General features: G+C 64.8%; 14 protein-coding genes. 8 read left to right on the forward strand and 6 right to left on the reverse strand.

Going from position 1 to position 14,681, the window contains the following annotated elements; all coding sequences use genetic code 11:
- Positions 1 to 43: 43 nt before the first annotated feature.
- Positions 44 to 1,864, reverse strand: coding sequence for a fatty acyl-AMP ligase (locus tag AC5Y7D_RS26495; protein ID WP_499928742.1), 1,821 nt, complete (start codon positions 1,862 to 1,864; stop codon positions 44 to 46).
- A 182-nt stretch (positions 1,865 to 2,046) separates the two neighbouring features.
- Between AC5Y7D_RS26495 and AC5Y7D_RS26500 the strand changes: the two genes are divergently transcribed.
- The 6 genes from AC5Y7D_RS26500 to AC5Y7D_RS26525 all read left to right on the forward strand — a co-directional run bounded on the left by AC5Y7D_RS26500 (position 2,047) and on the right by AC5Y7D_RS26525 (position 6,563).
- The gene (locus AC5Y7D_RS26500; protein WP_499928743.1) at positions 2,047 to 2,886 is read left to right on the forward strand and encodes an SH3-like domain-containing protein; all 840 of its coding nucleotides are present in this window, start codon (positions 2,047 to 2,049) and stop codon (positions 2,884 to 2,886) included.
- A 10-nt stretch (positions 2,887 to 2,896) separates the two neighbouring features.
- Positions 2,897 to 3,607 (forward strand): thiocyanate hydrolase subunit gamma, encoded by a 711-nt coding sequence (scnC, locus tag AC5Y7D_RS26505; RefSeq protein ID WP_499928744.1) that lies wholly within the window; start codon positions 2,897 to 2,899, stop codon positions 3,605 to 3,607.
- Between the two features lie 4 nt (positions 3,608 to 3,611).
- Complete coding sequence (locus tag AC5Y7D_RS26510; protein WP_499928745.1) at positions 3,612 to 3,980, forward strand: thiocyanate hydrolase; 369 nt, start codon at positions 3,612 to 3,614, stop codon at positions 3,978 to 3,980.
- A 66-nt stretch (positions 3,981 to 4,046) separates the two neighbouring features.
- A complete protein-coding gene (locus AC5Y7D_RS26515; RefSeq protein WP_499928746.1) occupies positions 4,047 to 4,421 on the forward strand; it encodes a hypothetical protein in 375 nt (124 codons plus the stop codon).
- Positions 4,422 to 4,432: 11 nt separating this feature from the next.
- The gene (locus AC5Y7D_RS26520; RefSeq protein WP_499928747.1) at positions 4,433 to 5,839 is read left to right on the forward strand and encodes a TIGR00366 family protein; all 1,407 of its coding nucleotides are present in this window, start codon (positions 4,433 to 4,435) and stop codon (positions 5,837 to 5,839) included.
- Between the two features lie 7 nt (positions 5,840 to 5,846).
- Positions 5,847 to 6,563: a maleylpyruvate isomerase family mycothiol-dependent enzyme gene (locus tag AC5Y7D_RS26525; protein ID WP_499928748.1), complete on the forward strand. Its 717-nt coding sequence runs from the start codon at positions 5,847 to 5,849 to the stop codon at positions 6,561 to 6,563.
- An 8-nt stretch (positions 6,564 to 6,571) separates the two neighbouring features.
- Here the strand turns inward: AC5Y7D_RS26525 and lipL are convergent, their stop codons facing one another.
- The 3 genes from lipL to AC5Y7D_RS26540 all read right to left on the reverse strand — a co-directional run bounded on the left by lipL (position 6,572) and on the right by AC5Y7D_RS26540 (position 10,023).
- A complete protein-coding gene (lipL, locus tag AC5Y7D_RS26530; protein WP_499928749.1) occupies positions 6,572 to 7,849 on the reverse strand; it encodes an esterase/beta-lactamase LipL in 1,278 nt (425 codons plus the stop codon).
- A gap of 66 nt (positions 7,850 to 7,915) precedes the next feature.
- Positions 7,916 to 8,992: a serine hydrolase domain-containing protein gene (locus AC5Y7D_RS26535; protein WP_499928759.1), complete on the reverse strand. Its 1,077-nt coding sequence runs from the start codon at positions 8,990 to 8,992 to the stop codon at positions 7,916 to 7,918.
- A gap of 206 nt (positions 8,993 to 9,198) precedes the next feature.
- Positions 9,199 to 10,023, reverse strand: coding sequence for a lysophospholipid acyltransferase family protein (locus AC5Y7D_RS26540; RefSeq protein WP_499928750.1), 825 nt, complete (start codon positions 10,021 to 10,023; stop codon positions 9,199 to 9,201).
- Positions 10,024 to 10,159: 136 nt separating this feature from the next.
- Here AC5Y7D_RS26540 and AC5Y7D_RS26545 point away from each other — a divergent pair, with 136 nt between their 5' ends.
- Positions 10,160 to 10,627, forward strand: a complete 468-nt coding sequence (locus AC5Y7D_RS26545; RefSeq protein WP_499928751.1) for an SRPBCC family protein — start codon at positions 10,160 to 10,162, stop codon at positions 10,625 to 10,627.
- A gap of 190 nt (positions 10,628 to 10,817) precedes the next feature.
- Here AC5Y7D_RS26545 and AC5Y7D_RS26550 read toward each other — a convergent pair whose 3' ends face one another.
- Entirely contained in the window at positions 10,818 to 11,978 is a 1,161-nt protein-coding gene (locus tag AC5Y7D_RS26550) for an LLM class flavin-dependent oxidoreductase (RefSeq protein WP_499928752.1), read from the reverse strand.
- A gap of 109 nt (positions 11,979 to 12,087) precedes the next feature.
- The gene (locus tag AC5Y7D_RS26555; RefSeq protein WP_499928753.1) at positions 12,088 to 12,507 is read right to left on the reverse strand and encodes a hypothetical protein; all 420 of its coding nucleotides are present in this window, start codon (positions 12,505 to 12,507) and stop codon (positions 12,088 to 12,090) included.
- Between the two features lie 739 nt (positions 12,508 to 13,246).
- Between AC5Y7D_RS26555 and AC5Y7D_RS26560 the strand changes: the two genes are divergently transcribed.
- Positions 13,247 to 14,681, forward strand: a 1,435-nt coding sequence (locus AC5Y7D_RS26560; RefSeq protein WP_499928754.1) for a PPE family protein, incomplete at its 3' end; no start/stop codon positions are given.

Consider the following 14,681-nt stretch of genomic DNA (forward strand, 5'->3'; position numbering starts at 1 on the left):
CGGCCTCGTTGGGAGGCGTGCAGCGATCTTCCTATGTAAATCGCTACCGCGGGCCGATTTTGCCCGCGAGATACTCGGCGCGGCAGGCCACTCGGGCCAGCTTGCCGCTGGTGGTGCGCGGAATGGCACCCGCCGGCAGGAAACGCACGTCTGCCACGGACAGCCCATGGCGGGCGAGCACCGCCGCTCGGATGGCGTCGATCGCGGGCTGCGGGTCGGCGCGGCTGGTACCGGCGGCACGCTCGGCGATGACGACCAGCCCGTCAGCCGCCGCAAACGCCGTCACGTATCCGCGGCGCACCAGCGGCGACGCCTCGGCGACGGTGGCTTCGATGTCCTGCGGATAGTGGTTCTTGCCGTCGATGGTCACCAGATCGGCGATCCGGCCGGTCACATAGAGCTCGCCATCGAGGTAGACGGCCAGGTCGCCGGTACGCAACCAGTAGCCGTCGATCTTTGCGCCGGCCGCATGACTGCCTTCGGCGAGGGTCGCGCTCAACTTGGCGCCGAACGTCAACCGGGTTTCCTCCGGTCGGCCCCAGTAGCCGCGTCCCACGTTGTTACCCTGCAACCACGGTTCGCCGATTTGACCGTCGGGCAACTCGGCACCGGTTTCGGGGTCCACGATCACCGCCCACAGGCTGCGGGCCACCTGACCGCACGACACCTGCGGGACGGCATTGGGCGCATCGGCGGCAACCCGGACTGCCCGACCGGCCCCCAGTTGCTCGCGGTCGAGATAGATCACCGACGTCTCGGCCTCATGATCGATGGTGGCGATCATCAGCGTCGCCTCGGCGATCCCATACGACGGTTTGAATGCCGTGCGCGGTAATGCGTAGGGGGCGAACGCTTTATTGAAGTGCGTCACCGCATCGATGCTGACCGGCTCGGAACCGATGATGAGCACGACATTGGCGAGGTTGATGTCGTCGCCGGCCGCGGGTAGTCCGCGCTGGGCCGCCCATTCGTAGGCGAAGTTCGGTGCGGCGGTGACCACTTGGCCGATTCGCGAACTTTCGGATAGAGCCTGGATCCAGCGCAGCGGGCGACGCACAAACGCCGTCGGTGACATCAGCGTGGTGTGACCGCCGTACACCGTCGGGAAGCCGATCATCGACAGTCCCATGTCGTGGTAGAGCGGCAACCAGCTGACGCCGTGGGTGTTCCGGTTCAGCAGGTCGATTGACAGGATCATCTGGGTCAGGTTGGTGGCGACCGCCCGGTGCGTGATCTCCACACCGATAGGGGGCCGGGTCGCGCCCGAGGTGTATTGCAGGTAGGCAACGGCATCCATGTCCAGCCGCGTGGGCACGAACAGCTGCTCCGCCTCGTCGGGAATCTGGTCGATCACCAGGACATGGGGTCTGCGCAGCTGCGGGAGGGCGGCCAGGAACTGCTCAATGGCGTCCTTGGCCGCCGCCGTCGTGAGGATGACTGTCGGTTGCGAGTCGCGCAGCGCCGTTTCGAGTCGCTGCGCATGTCCGGGCAGTTCGGGTGCGAACAACGGCACCGCAACCGTGCCGGCCTTGATCGCCGCGTAGTAGCCGACGACCCAGTCGATGCTCTGCGGCGCCAGGATGGCAACCCGGTCACCGGCGCCCGCGAATTCCTGCACACACGCGGCGACGGCCCGCAGGCGGATGCCGAACTCGGCCCAGGTGATCTCGTCGGCATGCCCTTCATCGGAGCCGCTGTAGCTCAGGAAGCGGTAGGCGATGGTGTCACTCACATGTTTGATGTTGCGGTCGATCAGCGAGATCAGCGTGGTGTCCGGTGGCAAGACGATGTTGCCGTCAGCGTCCAGGCAATCCTCGATCTGCAGCAGGCCTTCTTGCACCGCAGGCTTCGATCCGCCATCCATCCGCGCATTGTATAAACCGTCGGCCGGCTGGCGGGCCAAGCACGCTGTGGTGGCGGTTACGTTCCGCTCAGCACAACGAATTTGCTTGTGAATCCCGGAGTTTTCACGTCACCGCCCGGCTCGAAAAGGTGGTAATTTAACCCTCCATCCACGTGGACGGTTCCATGCGGAAGGAGACCTCATTGAGCACCGCAGCGGAACGCGCGGCTGCGCTGGCGCTTGTTTCCCGGCTCAAGACGATCTTTCCCGAGGTGGCGGAATGGCCGACTCCCGACGAGATCACCCACGATCACTGGTTGGCCTATATGAAGACCAGCCACGACGTCGGCGGAGAGCTTGACTATCCGCACCTGTACGAGAACAAGGAAGAAGAGCAGTGGGAGTTGATGACCTACGTACTCTGCGAAGTTCTCGGCTGGCGCGGCATCTGGGTCTCCGAGGAGCGGCGCCGGTTGGCCAACGTCGATGTGGGCCGGGCCATCTACCTCGGTCTGCCGTACTACAGCCGGTGGCTGTGGTCGGTGGGACGGCTGCTCCTCGAGAAGAAGCACATCACCTGGGGTGAGCTGACCGCTCGGCTGTCCGAGGTGCAGGAGCGGTATGCCGGCGGGTTGGGCGGGCGTCGACCGGAGGCGCAGCCGAAGTTCGAAGGAGACGGCTCGAACGTCGAGCGCAACGCACATCATATCGCCGCCGTCGGAGTCGGTGATCCGCAACGTTTCGCCGGCCAGGCGGGCAAGGCGAAGTTCGGCGTGGGCGATCGAGTCAGGGTGCGCGACCTCCCGGCGATGTTCTACACCCGCACCCCGGAGTATGTGCGTGGCGCGCCGGGGATCATCGCCGAGGTCACCTATGAGAGCCCGGCGCCCGAGGACGAGGCCTGGGACCGCGAGGATGCCAGACCCGAGTGGTTCTACATCGTGCGGTTCAACCAGTCACAGCTGTGGGACAACTACACCGGGCCGGAGAACGACACCCTGCAGACCGAGATCCCCGAACGATGGCTGGAAGCCACCGGTTGAGAGGAACGCGATGACGGCTCACGATCACGATCACGATCACGAGCGCACGGCGAAGCCGATGGTCGACGAGATCACCGACTTCGAAGTGCTCGAGATCGCACTGCGCGAATTATGCATCGAGAAGGGCTTGTTCACCGCCCAGGAGCACCGAATCTTCACCGAGTACGCCGAGCAGATCGGCTCCACACCCGCTGCCCGGCTGGTGGCCAGGGCATGGCTGGACCCGGACTTCAGGGAGCTGGCGGTTACCGATGCGGTGGCCGCGGCCAAGGAGGTTGGCGTCGACTGGCTGGAGCCCACCGGCTTCGGTACCCCCAGCGACTTCGTGGCATTCAAGATCCTGGAGGACACGCCCAAACTGCACCACGTGATCGTTTGCGCTCTGTGCTCCTGCTACCCACGCCCAATTCTGGGCAACTCCCCCGAGTGGTACCGCACGCCCAACTACCGCCGTCGCATCGTGCGCTGGCCCCGGCAGGTGCTTTCCGAGTTCGGCCTCGAGCTGCCCCCCGAAGTGGCGGTACGCGTCGAGGACTCGAACCAGAAGCACCGCTTCATGGTGATGCCGATGCGCCCGGACGGCACTGAAGGCTGGACCGAAGACCAGCTTGCCGAGATCATCACCCGCGACTGCCTCATCGGCGTCGCACTGCCCAAGCCCGGGGTGACCACCAACGTCACGCCGTTGCTCCGGCGCGCCGTCCGCCCCGTCGGGGGGTGACTGCATGTCAGATGAAAGCTTAAGATTGTCAAGCGACTTCGCTGTCCTCGATGAGATCGTCGAGCACCGGCAGACCTGGCCAGTCATGGCAGCCAAGTATGGCGTGCAAAACCCACTGCCGCCGTGGAAGACAAGCCTGGACGGCCTGTGCGATGCACTCGACCGGACCTGCCGTTCCGGCGGACCGCCATCGTTGACGTTCAAAGAACGCCGTGACGAGGAAGACGAGCTCTCGACCAGCCGCTACTCGGGATTACCATTCCCGGAGAACCAGCTGGTCTCGCTGGCGTACTCGCTACTGGCGCGCGGCATCATCAGCGAAGACGAGCTGCGCCGGCGGCTCGAAGCGGTCCGGGCCCGACTCGAGGCCTGATGTGGGACCGTGAGGTTCCCGGACGCTCGTCAACGCCCACGATCGACATCGACGACGGGAGCACCGGTGCCTGCAGGCGATCACCCGGTCACGACACGCCAGGCCGCGCTGGCCCGGGTGTACACCTACCGGGACCGGGGCCGCGCCCGGCCGATGCCGTTGCGCGTGTTGCTCGCGTTTCTCGGGGGTCTATTGCTACTTGCGTCCGTCCCACTGATCGTGTTGCTTCCCGAGGCGGGTCTGCCGGCTCTGCTCGTCGCCTTGCGTCTGATGGCAGTCGAAGCAGATTGGGCCGCAAGGGGGTACGCATGGACCGATTGGCGCTTCGCGCAACTGCGCCACTGGTTTCACCGGCGGTCATGCCTCGCTCGCTGGACAATCATGGCCGTCCTGTTGCTGGCCGCGGCGGCCCTGGTGTGGCTGTTGATCTACGAGCTGTGAGGTGATCGGAGATGACGACCGAAGAAACCCCGGAGGTCAGGTCACGCGGCTTCGTGCAGCGCCTCACCGCCCTGTGTGTGCGGTACGTCGAACGCTTCATGCCAGACCCCTACCTGTTCGCGGTGATCCTCACGCTTGTGGTGGCTGTGCTGGTTGCGCTTCTGGTCCAGGGCGCGACGGCCTCCGGAATGGTCACGGCCTGGTATGGCGGAGTCTGGGGATCGCAGAACATCTTCACCTTCGCGTTCCAGATGGTGCTGATCCTGGTCACCGGCTACACCCTGGCCGAGGCGCCGATAGTCAAACGGGCCATCGTGCGCGTCGCCGGCCGGCCCAAGAACCAGGTACAGGGTGCGCTGCTGTGCTTCGGCGTCAGTGCAGCGCTGTCGTTGTTGAACTGGGGACTGGGGTTGGTGGCCGGGGCTCTGGTGGCGCGTCAAGTCGCGAAGCGTTTGACCACAACGCATTTCGGCTATCTCATCGCGGCTGCGTTCATGGGGTTCATTGTCTGGACGCAGGGTTTGTCGTCGTCGATCGCGTTGGCGAACACCGATGCGAGCAGCCCGATCAACGTGATTCACAAGCTGACTGGCCAGAACGTGCGGCTTTCGCTCACGATATTCCAGCCCTACAGCTGGGTGGCCGTCATCGTGGTGCTCGTGCTGCTCGCCGCCGCGATCCGCCGCATGGAACCGCCGGACTCCCTGGCACCGGATGCCGCGATCTTCGCTGACGACGAAGCGGTCGGGACCGCCGATGGAAAGCACAGCTTCGCCGAGTGGCTGGAAAATCTGTGGATCCTCAATGTCGCGGTGTTCGGCGCGGGGATGGCGTATTTCTGGCTCAGCGGATTCGCGCTCAACATCTCGTCCATAGTGATGCTGTTCACCGTCACCAGCGCGCTGCTGCATCGCACGCCGATCCGGTTCATCCGTGCGTTCTCCGGGGGTGCGAAGGTGTCCGGACCCTTGCTACTGCAGTACCCGCTCTACGGCGGCATAGTCGGCCTATTGGCTTATCTGCCAACACAATCGGGCAAAGCGTTGCAGACCGTCCTGGCGCAGGCGCTGGTGACCGGTGCCAATCAGTACACGCTGCCGTTCCTGACGTTCCTGGGTTCGGTCGTCATCTCGCTGTTCGTGCCGTCCGGCGGCGGACATTGGGCGGTCCAGGGACCCGTCGCGGTGGGCTCCGCGCTCGCCCTCGGGCAGCGCTCGCCGGCGTACCTGGGGCTGATCTCGATGTCCGTCGCGGTCGGCGAGGCCGTCGCGAACATGATCCAGCCGTTTTGGCTGCTGCCACTGCTGGCCATCGCCCGGCTCAACGTCCGTCAGGTGATGGGATTCACCGTGATCGCTTTCGTGATCGGGCTTATCGTTCTCGGCGCCGCCACCCTCATCGCCCCGGCGGTGATCTGAGGTGGCGATGGAATCGGCTCACTACATGCGGGCGCTGCGACGCGACGGCGCCCGGATCATCGCGGTGGCCGAGGCCGGCCTCGGCAGTGTGGTACCGAGCTGCACCGGTTGGAACGTCGCCGAATTGGTGTGGCACGTAGGCAATGTCCACACCTTCTGGCGTCAGGTCGCGGCGGGCATCGTCGACGGGCCCGACAGTTACCGCGAGCCCGCGCGGCCGGACGAACGCGCCGTTGTGGCGTGGTTTCGCGACGGCCTGGACGAGACCGCTGCCACGCTCGACGGGATCGACGCAGGCACGCCCGCGTGGACATGGGGGCGCCGAAAGGACGTGGGCTTCATTCAACGCCGCGTCGCGCATGAGACAGCCATCCACGGCTGGGATGCCGTCGGCGCGCTGGGGCGCGATGAGCCGGTCGAACCGGGGCTGGCCGCTGATGGTGTTGCGGAGTTCCTCGAGGAGGTGCTTCCGGGGATGTCGCGCGACCTGAGTGGGACGGCTCAGTCGATCTGTCTGCGGTGCAACGACGTTGATGCCGAGTGGTCCGTTCAGGTCGGCGGCGGTACATGCAGGCTGGCGTCAGATGGCCCCGTCGACGCCACGGTGCACGCGAGCGCGTCGGACCTGGTGTTGCTGTTGTGGGGACGTCGTCCCCCGCAGCGGGTGCACGTCGATGGCGATCCCGCGGCTTTGCGGCGATTTCTTGCCCGGGCGAGCTTCTGAAACGTGCCTCACTGACCGGCGGCGGGTTCGTGCTCGCCGGACTCCTGGTACGACGCGCCGAAATGCGGTACCTCGAGCGGGCCGTCCTTCTTGGCGGCGTTGACGGCGCTGGTCAGCAGCGGGGCCAGTCCCGCGAACGAACCCACGTCGAACAGCAACAGCGTCAACAGGCGGTTGTGCACATAACCGAACGAACTGCCGGATTCCGGATCCGCCCATCCGACCGTGCCGCCGAGACCGATATGTCCGTAGCCCTCCAAGAACCCCGGGACCGGGGAGGACTGGTAGCCCTGGTGGTAGGTGAAGGGCAGGCCGAGGTTCAGGTCAGGCCACAGCTCGGCCTTGCCTTTCATGCCCGCCACCGCCTCGGGCGACAGCAGCCGAGTGCCGTCGATGACACCGTCGTTGGCGAGCACCGCGTACGCCTTGGCCAGCGCCCGCGCCGTCACCACGCCATTGACGGCCGGCAACTCACCATCCAGAAAGGGCATGTCGTCCTGCAGCATCCCCATGATGCCCGGGAAATAAATCGAGCCGAGTAGTCCCGAGAACGACAGGCCGGCCACCTTCGGTGCGATGAAGTCGAGTAGCGGCGTAGGAATCTTGGATTGCGGGAGCAATGTCAGGGCCGCCTTCGTCGGGGCATCGGCGGGTGGACGACCCAGGTGCAGCCCGTCGGTGTTCAGGGGGCGGGCGAGTTCTTCGCGGAACAACTCGCGCATGCCTTTGCCGGTGACGGCGCGGGCCAGACCCGAGAGCAGCCATCCGTAGGTGATCGCGTGATAGGCCGTCTTGCCGTGGGAGTGGTCGACCGGAGCAGCGGCCAGCCGCTCCTCCATTTGCAGGTGATCCATGATGGTGTGTCTGTCCACGCCCTTGAGGTGGGACAGGCCGGCACGATGGCGCAGCACGTCGCTGACCGTGATCTCGGACTTGCCGTTGGCGCCGAACTCGGGCCAATACTCGGCAACCGGCACGTCGTAGGCGAGCAGTCCGCGGTCGACGAGGATGTGAATGATCGTGGCGGCCAACCCTTTTGTCGCGGAGAACACCATGGCGCCGGTGTCTTCGGTCCAGGGCACCTGGCCCTTGCGGTCGGAGTAACCGGTCCAGACGTCGACGACCGGCTTGCCGTCGATGAACACCGAGAGGCCGCCGCCACCGAACATCTTCCCGGGATAAAGTCCGGCAAATGCGCGGATGACGTTGAGGAAGTGTGAATCGCAGGCCCCCTGCACGCCGGACGGAAGGCCATTGCCGGTGGTGAGGACGGTCGGTTTCGCCATACCGTGCATGATTACAGCCTCGGGGGCGCCCGGTGCACAGGAATGCGAATTTTCTGCCTCGCGTCGCTACATCCAGATGCGGCCGAGTGCGTCGGCCATGGCTTCGGGATCCTGTTTGTCCAGGTTGCAGCTGATCGCCACGGAAGTGCGCCGGTCGCTGCTGACGCGGAAAGCAGTGACGAAGCCGGCCCAGGCGCCGTCGTGGTCGAGCATGCCGCTGGCGAGGGAGAAGATTCCCGCGCCATAGCGGTCGCCGCCGCCCGGCTCGGTCGGGACAGCGCCTTCCAGTTGGGCATTGAGCAGCGCCGGCCCGCCTATCTTGCCGGTGCGGTAGTTGTCGGCCCAGCGCACCAGCTGGCTCGGTGTGGTCTGGATGCCGCCGTCGCCGACTTGCTCCCATTTCGAGTCCGCGACCCGGTAGTCGGCACGGCCGTCAGTTTCGTTGTAGGACAACGCTTTATCGGGCAAGCTCGCGACCGGGTCCATCACCATGGCCAGGTTCAACGGCGTGAAGAGCTCGGCGCTCAGGTAGTCCGGAAGTGGCTTACCCGACACCCGGTGCACGACCTCGCCGAGCAACAGGTAGTTCGAATTGGAGTACTGAAAGCGGCTGCCGGGCCTGAACACCAGTTCCGGGGCGGTCACCAACGCCTGCAAAGCCTGGGCTTCGGTGGTGCGGTCGGCGTAGCTGAAACCCTGTTCCTGCAGGAGGCCGATGTAGTCGGGGATTCCGCTGGTGTGGTGCATCAGTTGCGCGAGAGTCACATTGGTGGCCCACGGCGGCATCTCCGGCACGTACTGAGCGAGCGAGTCGTCCATCGCCAGATTTCCCGCGGCAGCCAGCAACAGGACGGCGGTGGCGGTGAATTGCTTGGACACCGAGCCGATGTCGAACACCGTGTCCGCGGTGATCTTCGCGCTGTTGGTGATGGCTGCCAGCCCGGCCACTCCGGTCCAGGCAACCTTGCCCTCCACGCCGACCGCCGCCGAGCACCCCGGTCCGTCACCTTTCACGGCGATATCCAGCACGTTCTGGCTGCTGCTTGCTTTAACGGTCGAGCTGGCGTGGGTGGCGGTGCCGCTCGCGGGGGTGTGCACGGTAGGGGGGCCGGTGCACGCGCCGAGCGTCAGCGTCGCCAGCATCGGCAGTGTCGCCCACCGCAACGTCGATTGCCTGCGCCGGGTCGGACGTGTCAGGAATGCAGCCATCGTCGGCGGCAACGTCCCATCGTGAGCTTTGGCGCGCATTACGTCGGCGCATTCCTTTCGCCTACCTGCTGCACGTGGTGGGGACCCTCCCCTGTCCGAGGCATCTGCACTTCGATCGCCGGCTGCCTAACGACGGCGGGTTAACTGTCGGAACGCAGCAATCGGCCGACCAGCGACCGGTTCGGGTCGGCCTCGCGCTCGGCCAGCATCAACTCGATGCCTTGTTCCACCGCCGCGGCGGTGCGCTCCCGCACCTTGCGTGCCGCATTGTCGTTGGCTTCCTGTCCGCTGAACTCCGAGGTGTCGATCGGTTCGCCGAACCAGTAGTACTGCCGCTCGGGGCGTGGGACCGGGGTCAACCCGACACCGCGTACCAGTGGCGGCCCGTCGGGCGTGCCGAGCACCTTCTCCGCCAGAAACTGCACCGGCGCCATCAGCACCGATTCGTTGTCCAGCACGATGTCGATGCCGTGTTCGGCACCCACCGAAGCAAACGGGATGATCGGATAACCGTGTTGAATTGCCAAGCGCGCGAAGCCGAGCCGATTCTTCCATACCAACTTGTATTGCTCGTTCTTGCGCTTGTTCACTTCCCGGCCGCCACCCGGGAACACCATGACCAGTTCACCGCGTCGCATCAGTTCGGATGCGTTTTCCCGGGTGCCGTCCACGACGCCCATGCGCATCAGGGCGTCACCCCAGCCCGGAACCTTGAAGTGCGCATGGTCGCCAAGGGATCGGACCATCCTGCCCCGGTCCCACAATTCGGCGGCCAGCAACGGCGCATCCACCATGCCGAGCGTGTTGTGGTTGCCGACCAGCAGGGCGCGCTCGGTGGGCACATTGTCTATGCCGTAGACCTTGGGCTTGATCAGTTTGCGCAGCGGTTTGATCAGGCTCAGCGCCGCTGCGACGTCAGCCTCGGTGGGCGTGGGCGGAACGGAAACGGTGTCGGCGTTTGGCACACCGAGAGTATGCCTCCGTCAACGGTCTTGCGGAATCATTTTTGCCGGTCACATCCCCGGCGGGTTCGACCCGTCGTGGCCCGGTAGGGTACCCGGCAACACATTCTCGGGCAGTCGTCACGGTGGGGAGTCGCACATGTCGGGTCGCAAGTTCACGTTCGAGGTCAACAAGACCACCAGCGCGCCTCCCGCGACGGTGTTCCGGCTGGTGGCCGATGGTGGCAACTGGTCGTCCTGGGCGAAGCCGATCGTCGTCTCGTCGAGCTGGGTGCGACAGGGTGACCCGGCCCCCGGCGGAGTCGGGGCGGTACGCAAGCTGGGAATGTTCCCGGTGTTCGTGCAGGAGGAAACCGTCGAGTACGAGCAGGACCGCCGCCACGTCTACAAGCTGGTCGGCTCGCCGCAGCCCGCCAAGGACTACCGTGGCGAGGTGGTTCTCACGCCCACTTCGTCGGGGGGCACCGACATTCGCTGGAGCGGCTCGTTCACGGAGAAGGCCCGCGGCACCGGTCCGGTGGTCCGCGCGGCGATGGGTGGCGCGGTCAAATTCTTCGCCGGCCAGCTGGTGAAGGCCGCTGAACGGGAATCGGCTACTGCTCGATAGCGTTGTTGCGCAACGCTTTCGACGTTCGGCCGGTCCATAGGTCACCTCCCGTCACCACATACGTGGCCGTGCGGTGAGGCTACCGAATGTCAGGTCCCCGGCTTAGCCAGGAGAATTTTTACCAAGCGTGACGAATCCGGCCAATCCCAACCCCCTGGCCACGGACAACGATTAAGCCGGCCAAAGACATTCAGCCCTGCTTTTCGCTTTCGTACTTCTTCGTCATGTGCTCGATCGCCTGCAACTGCGTCGCCGCCAGTCCGTCGCGCATCTGGCCCGCACGCGTGGCCGCGTCCACCGTCGGCTGCGCCTGCCCTTGGAAATGCGGAATGACTTCGGCGGCGAACAGTTCGGCGGATCGTCTGGTCGCGGCCGGGTTGGCCCACTCGTGACCCATCTGCAGCATGCAGCCGAAACCGCCGGACTGATCCCACAACCGCTGCACCTGCTCGCGGGCGCGATCGGGCGTGCCGATGACTCCGGCACCGTTCTCGTTGATCATGTCGATCATCTCGTCGAGCCGCTCCCCCGGCATCGTCATCTGCGGGAAGGCGGCGACCTTCTGGAAGTAGCGGAACCATGGTTCGATGCCGAATTTGACGTCGGCGCGGGCCTGTTCGTCGGTTTCGGCGATGTGCATCGGACCTACCAGGCTCCAGTTGCTGCGATCGACCCGGCTGCCGAAGGCTTTGGCCCGTTCCTCGACGATGCCCCAGTGGTAGGCCAGCGCGTCGAAACCTTCGATCGTCAGCGTCGCGCCGATGGAGAGCAGACCGATGCCGTGCTTGCCGGCCAGTCGCGCACCGGTCGGTGAGGCGACCGCCGCAACCGCCAGCGGAATGCCTCCGTCCGAGTACGGAGCGAGCTGCAATTGTGCGTCGTGCAGCTGGTGGGTTGCGGTCTTGGCGGAGACGGTCTCCCCGGCGAGCAAGCGCACCACGATGTCGAGGTTGGTTTCCAGCAACTCTCGGGTGTCGGTGGGAGTCAGCCCGATCATGGACGAATCGGTGGGCAGTGAGCCCGGCCCGAATCCGCCGATGATGCGACCGTGGGTGAGGTGATCGAGCAGCATCAACCGGTCGGCGACCCACAGCGGGTTGTGGTAGGACAGCGAGATGACGCCGGTGCCGAACCGGATTCGCTTGGCGCGCTGAGCCGCTGCGCCGATGAACACCTCCGGTGAACTGATGATTTCGCTGCCGGCCGAATGATGCTCGCCAATCCACGCTTCGTCGTAACCGAGTGCGTCGAGATGCTCGACGAACTCGAGGTCGCGCTGAAGGGCGAGCGTCGGGTTGGTGCCCGCGCGGTGGAATGGAGCGATGAAGTACCCGAACCTGAGCTTCGCCATTTGGGGCTCCCTTGCGATCGGCGCTGTCCGAACCATAACCCCGCCGAACAACAAACGAGGACCGGGTTGGTCCCGGTCCTCGTCTGGAGAATTCAGTTGTGGCGTGCGATCACGGAATGCTGCCGCAGACGTTGCCGACGCAACCGCCGCCGCCACCCGGTCCGCCGCCGCCCCCGCCGACACCGGGAATCGTGCCGCCGCCGCCGCCCGGTCCGCCGCCGCCGGTCGGGCCACCGGGAACGCTGCCGCCACCGCCGCCGGGCCCGCCGCCGCCGGTCGGGCCACCGGGAACGGTGCCGCCACCGCCGCCGGGCCCGCCGGTACCGCTCGGCCCGGGTGCGCCGCCGGGTTGGGTCTCCGAGGTAGCTGCGCCGCTGGACGGGACAGTGCTTGACACGGTCGTCTGAGTCGTGCTCGGGGTGGTGCTGCTACTCGGTCCCTTATTGTCTCCGCCGCCACAGGCGACGGCCATGACAAGCATGGCCCCGCCGCCGAAAACCGCGAAGGCAGTCCTAGCTCCAGTTTTCATCAGCCTCACCAATCTCCACTCTGGTCTCGCAGGGGTCTCGCATGATGCTTGGGCCGATTACCCCTTCGCCTGCGAACCAAACTAAAGTGAGGGCGATTGCTGAACTCGTGCGTCGGCACCTGCAGGCTTGAGGACGATAAAGGTTGCGACGCAACAGGTTTGGACCTATCGGGCAGGATGAGCCTACCTGAAACTGGTTGGGCACCCGGCCGCAGCTGATATCGCGCGGCAACTGTGCGGCTGGGCCTGGATCTTGTACACAGGCGGCAATATGACGCAATCGACCCGGCTCGGCCGCGGTTGTCAGCTGCGTTAATTTGCGACGGCGGCGACGGCATGCGAACTCTTTCTCCCGATTCGGGCGTTCAGCGGAATTCCTGGCTTCAGATAACTCCAAATCGTTCAAGATCAATTTGCGCCTGAGGCGATGTCGATCGGGACAAGAGCCGAAATCCTCTGCAGCGCTATTTACTTCAGGCTGGGCAGTGCTTCGCCATGGTTGACAAAAGCGATGGAACCAATGCTCCGTAGCGCCTTTGTAAAGTACATTGTCAGCGGATCGCCGGAAGTATCACAGTTGCATAACGGTTATATCTCGTTTCGATAAATCCGACCGTTAGGGTCCGATGTGTCCGCGTAACTTGTCCGCTACGACATCAGCTTCGATGGCGACCGTGAGTCGGACCCAGTTCTAGCTGCCACGGGCTTGCGATACGTCACCTGGGAAAGGTCTGGAACGATGAACTATTCAGTGCTGCCGCCGGAGATCAACTCGGCTCTGATCCACGCCGGTGCGGGGCCGGAGCCGATGCTGGCGGCTGCGGCGGCCTGGGACGGCTTGGCGGCGGAATTGTCCTCGGCGGCCGAGTCTTTCAGCGCGGTGACGTCCGGGCTGGTCAACGGTTCATGGCAGGGTCCGGCGGCGGCCGCAATGACATCGGCGGCCCTGCCCTACGCGGGATGGTTAAGCGCAGCGGCGGCACAGGCCAGACAATCGGCGACGCAGGCCGGCGCGATGGCGGCCGAGTTCGACGCGGTGCGGTTGTCGATGGTGCTTCCGGAGTTGGTGGCGGCCAACCGCAATCAATTTGTCTCGTTGGTGCTGTCGAACATCTTCGGGCAGAACGCTCCGGCGATCGCGGGTACCGAGGCGCTCTACGAGGAGATGTGGGCGCTGGATGTTTCGGCGATGTCCGCCTATCACGCGGGTGCCTCGGCGATCGCGTCGGCGCTGACGCCGTTTGTTCAGCCGCTGCAGGGGCTGGCCGGCCAACTGGCGTCCGCAGCCGTCGGTGTTCCGGCAGCTGCCGCGACCCCCGCGGCGGCAGCGAACAGGGTCCTCACCGTCAGCCTGGGCCTGGCAAACATCGGCGGCGGCAACGTCGGTAACGGCAACGTCGGCTACACCAACTTTGGCGGGGGCAACCTCGGCGAGCTGAATTTTGGTTGGGCCAACTCGGGCGGGACGAATTTCGGTTCAGCGAATCTGGGTAGCAATAATTTCGGCCTGGGCAACCTCGGTAGTGGCAACTTTGGCTTCGGCAACGCCGGTAACGGCAACATCGGCTTCGGTAACAGCGGTAACAACAACATCGGTTTCGGACTGAGCGGCAATGGTCAGATCGGCATCGGAGGGCTGAACTCGGGCGCCGGCAACTTGGGCTTCTTCAACTCGGGCAATGGGAACATCGGCTTCTTCAATTCCGGAAGCGGCAACTTCGGTATCGGAAACTCCGGCGACTCCAACACCGGTTTCTGGAGTTCCGGGTCGGGCAATACGGGCTTATTCAACAGCGGCTCTTTCAACACGGGCATCTTCAACATCGGTAATGCCAACACCGGCAATTTCAATGTCGGCAGCTTCAATATGGGCGGCTTCAACCCCGGCTCTTCGAATACCGGTTCGTTCAACATCGGAAGCTCCAACACCGGTTTCCTCAATCCTGGCAATGTGAACACCGGCCTGTTCAACTTCGGCGATATGAACAACGGGCTGTTCAACACAGGCCAAGCCAACAACGGTGTCTTCTACCGCGGTGTGAACCAGGGCGCCCTGCATATCGCGGTCATGTCGCCCGACTTGACCCTTCCCCCTCTTGAGGTCCCCGGTATATCTATTCCGGCCTTCAACCTGCCTGCTCTGAGCATTCCATCGGTGACAGTGCCGCCGATCA

This window comes from Mycobacterium sp. NGS49 (assembly GCF_059812565.1).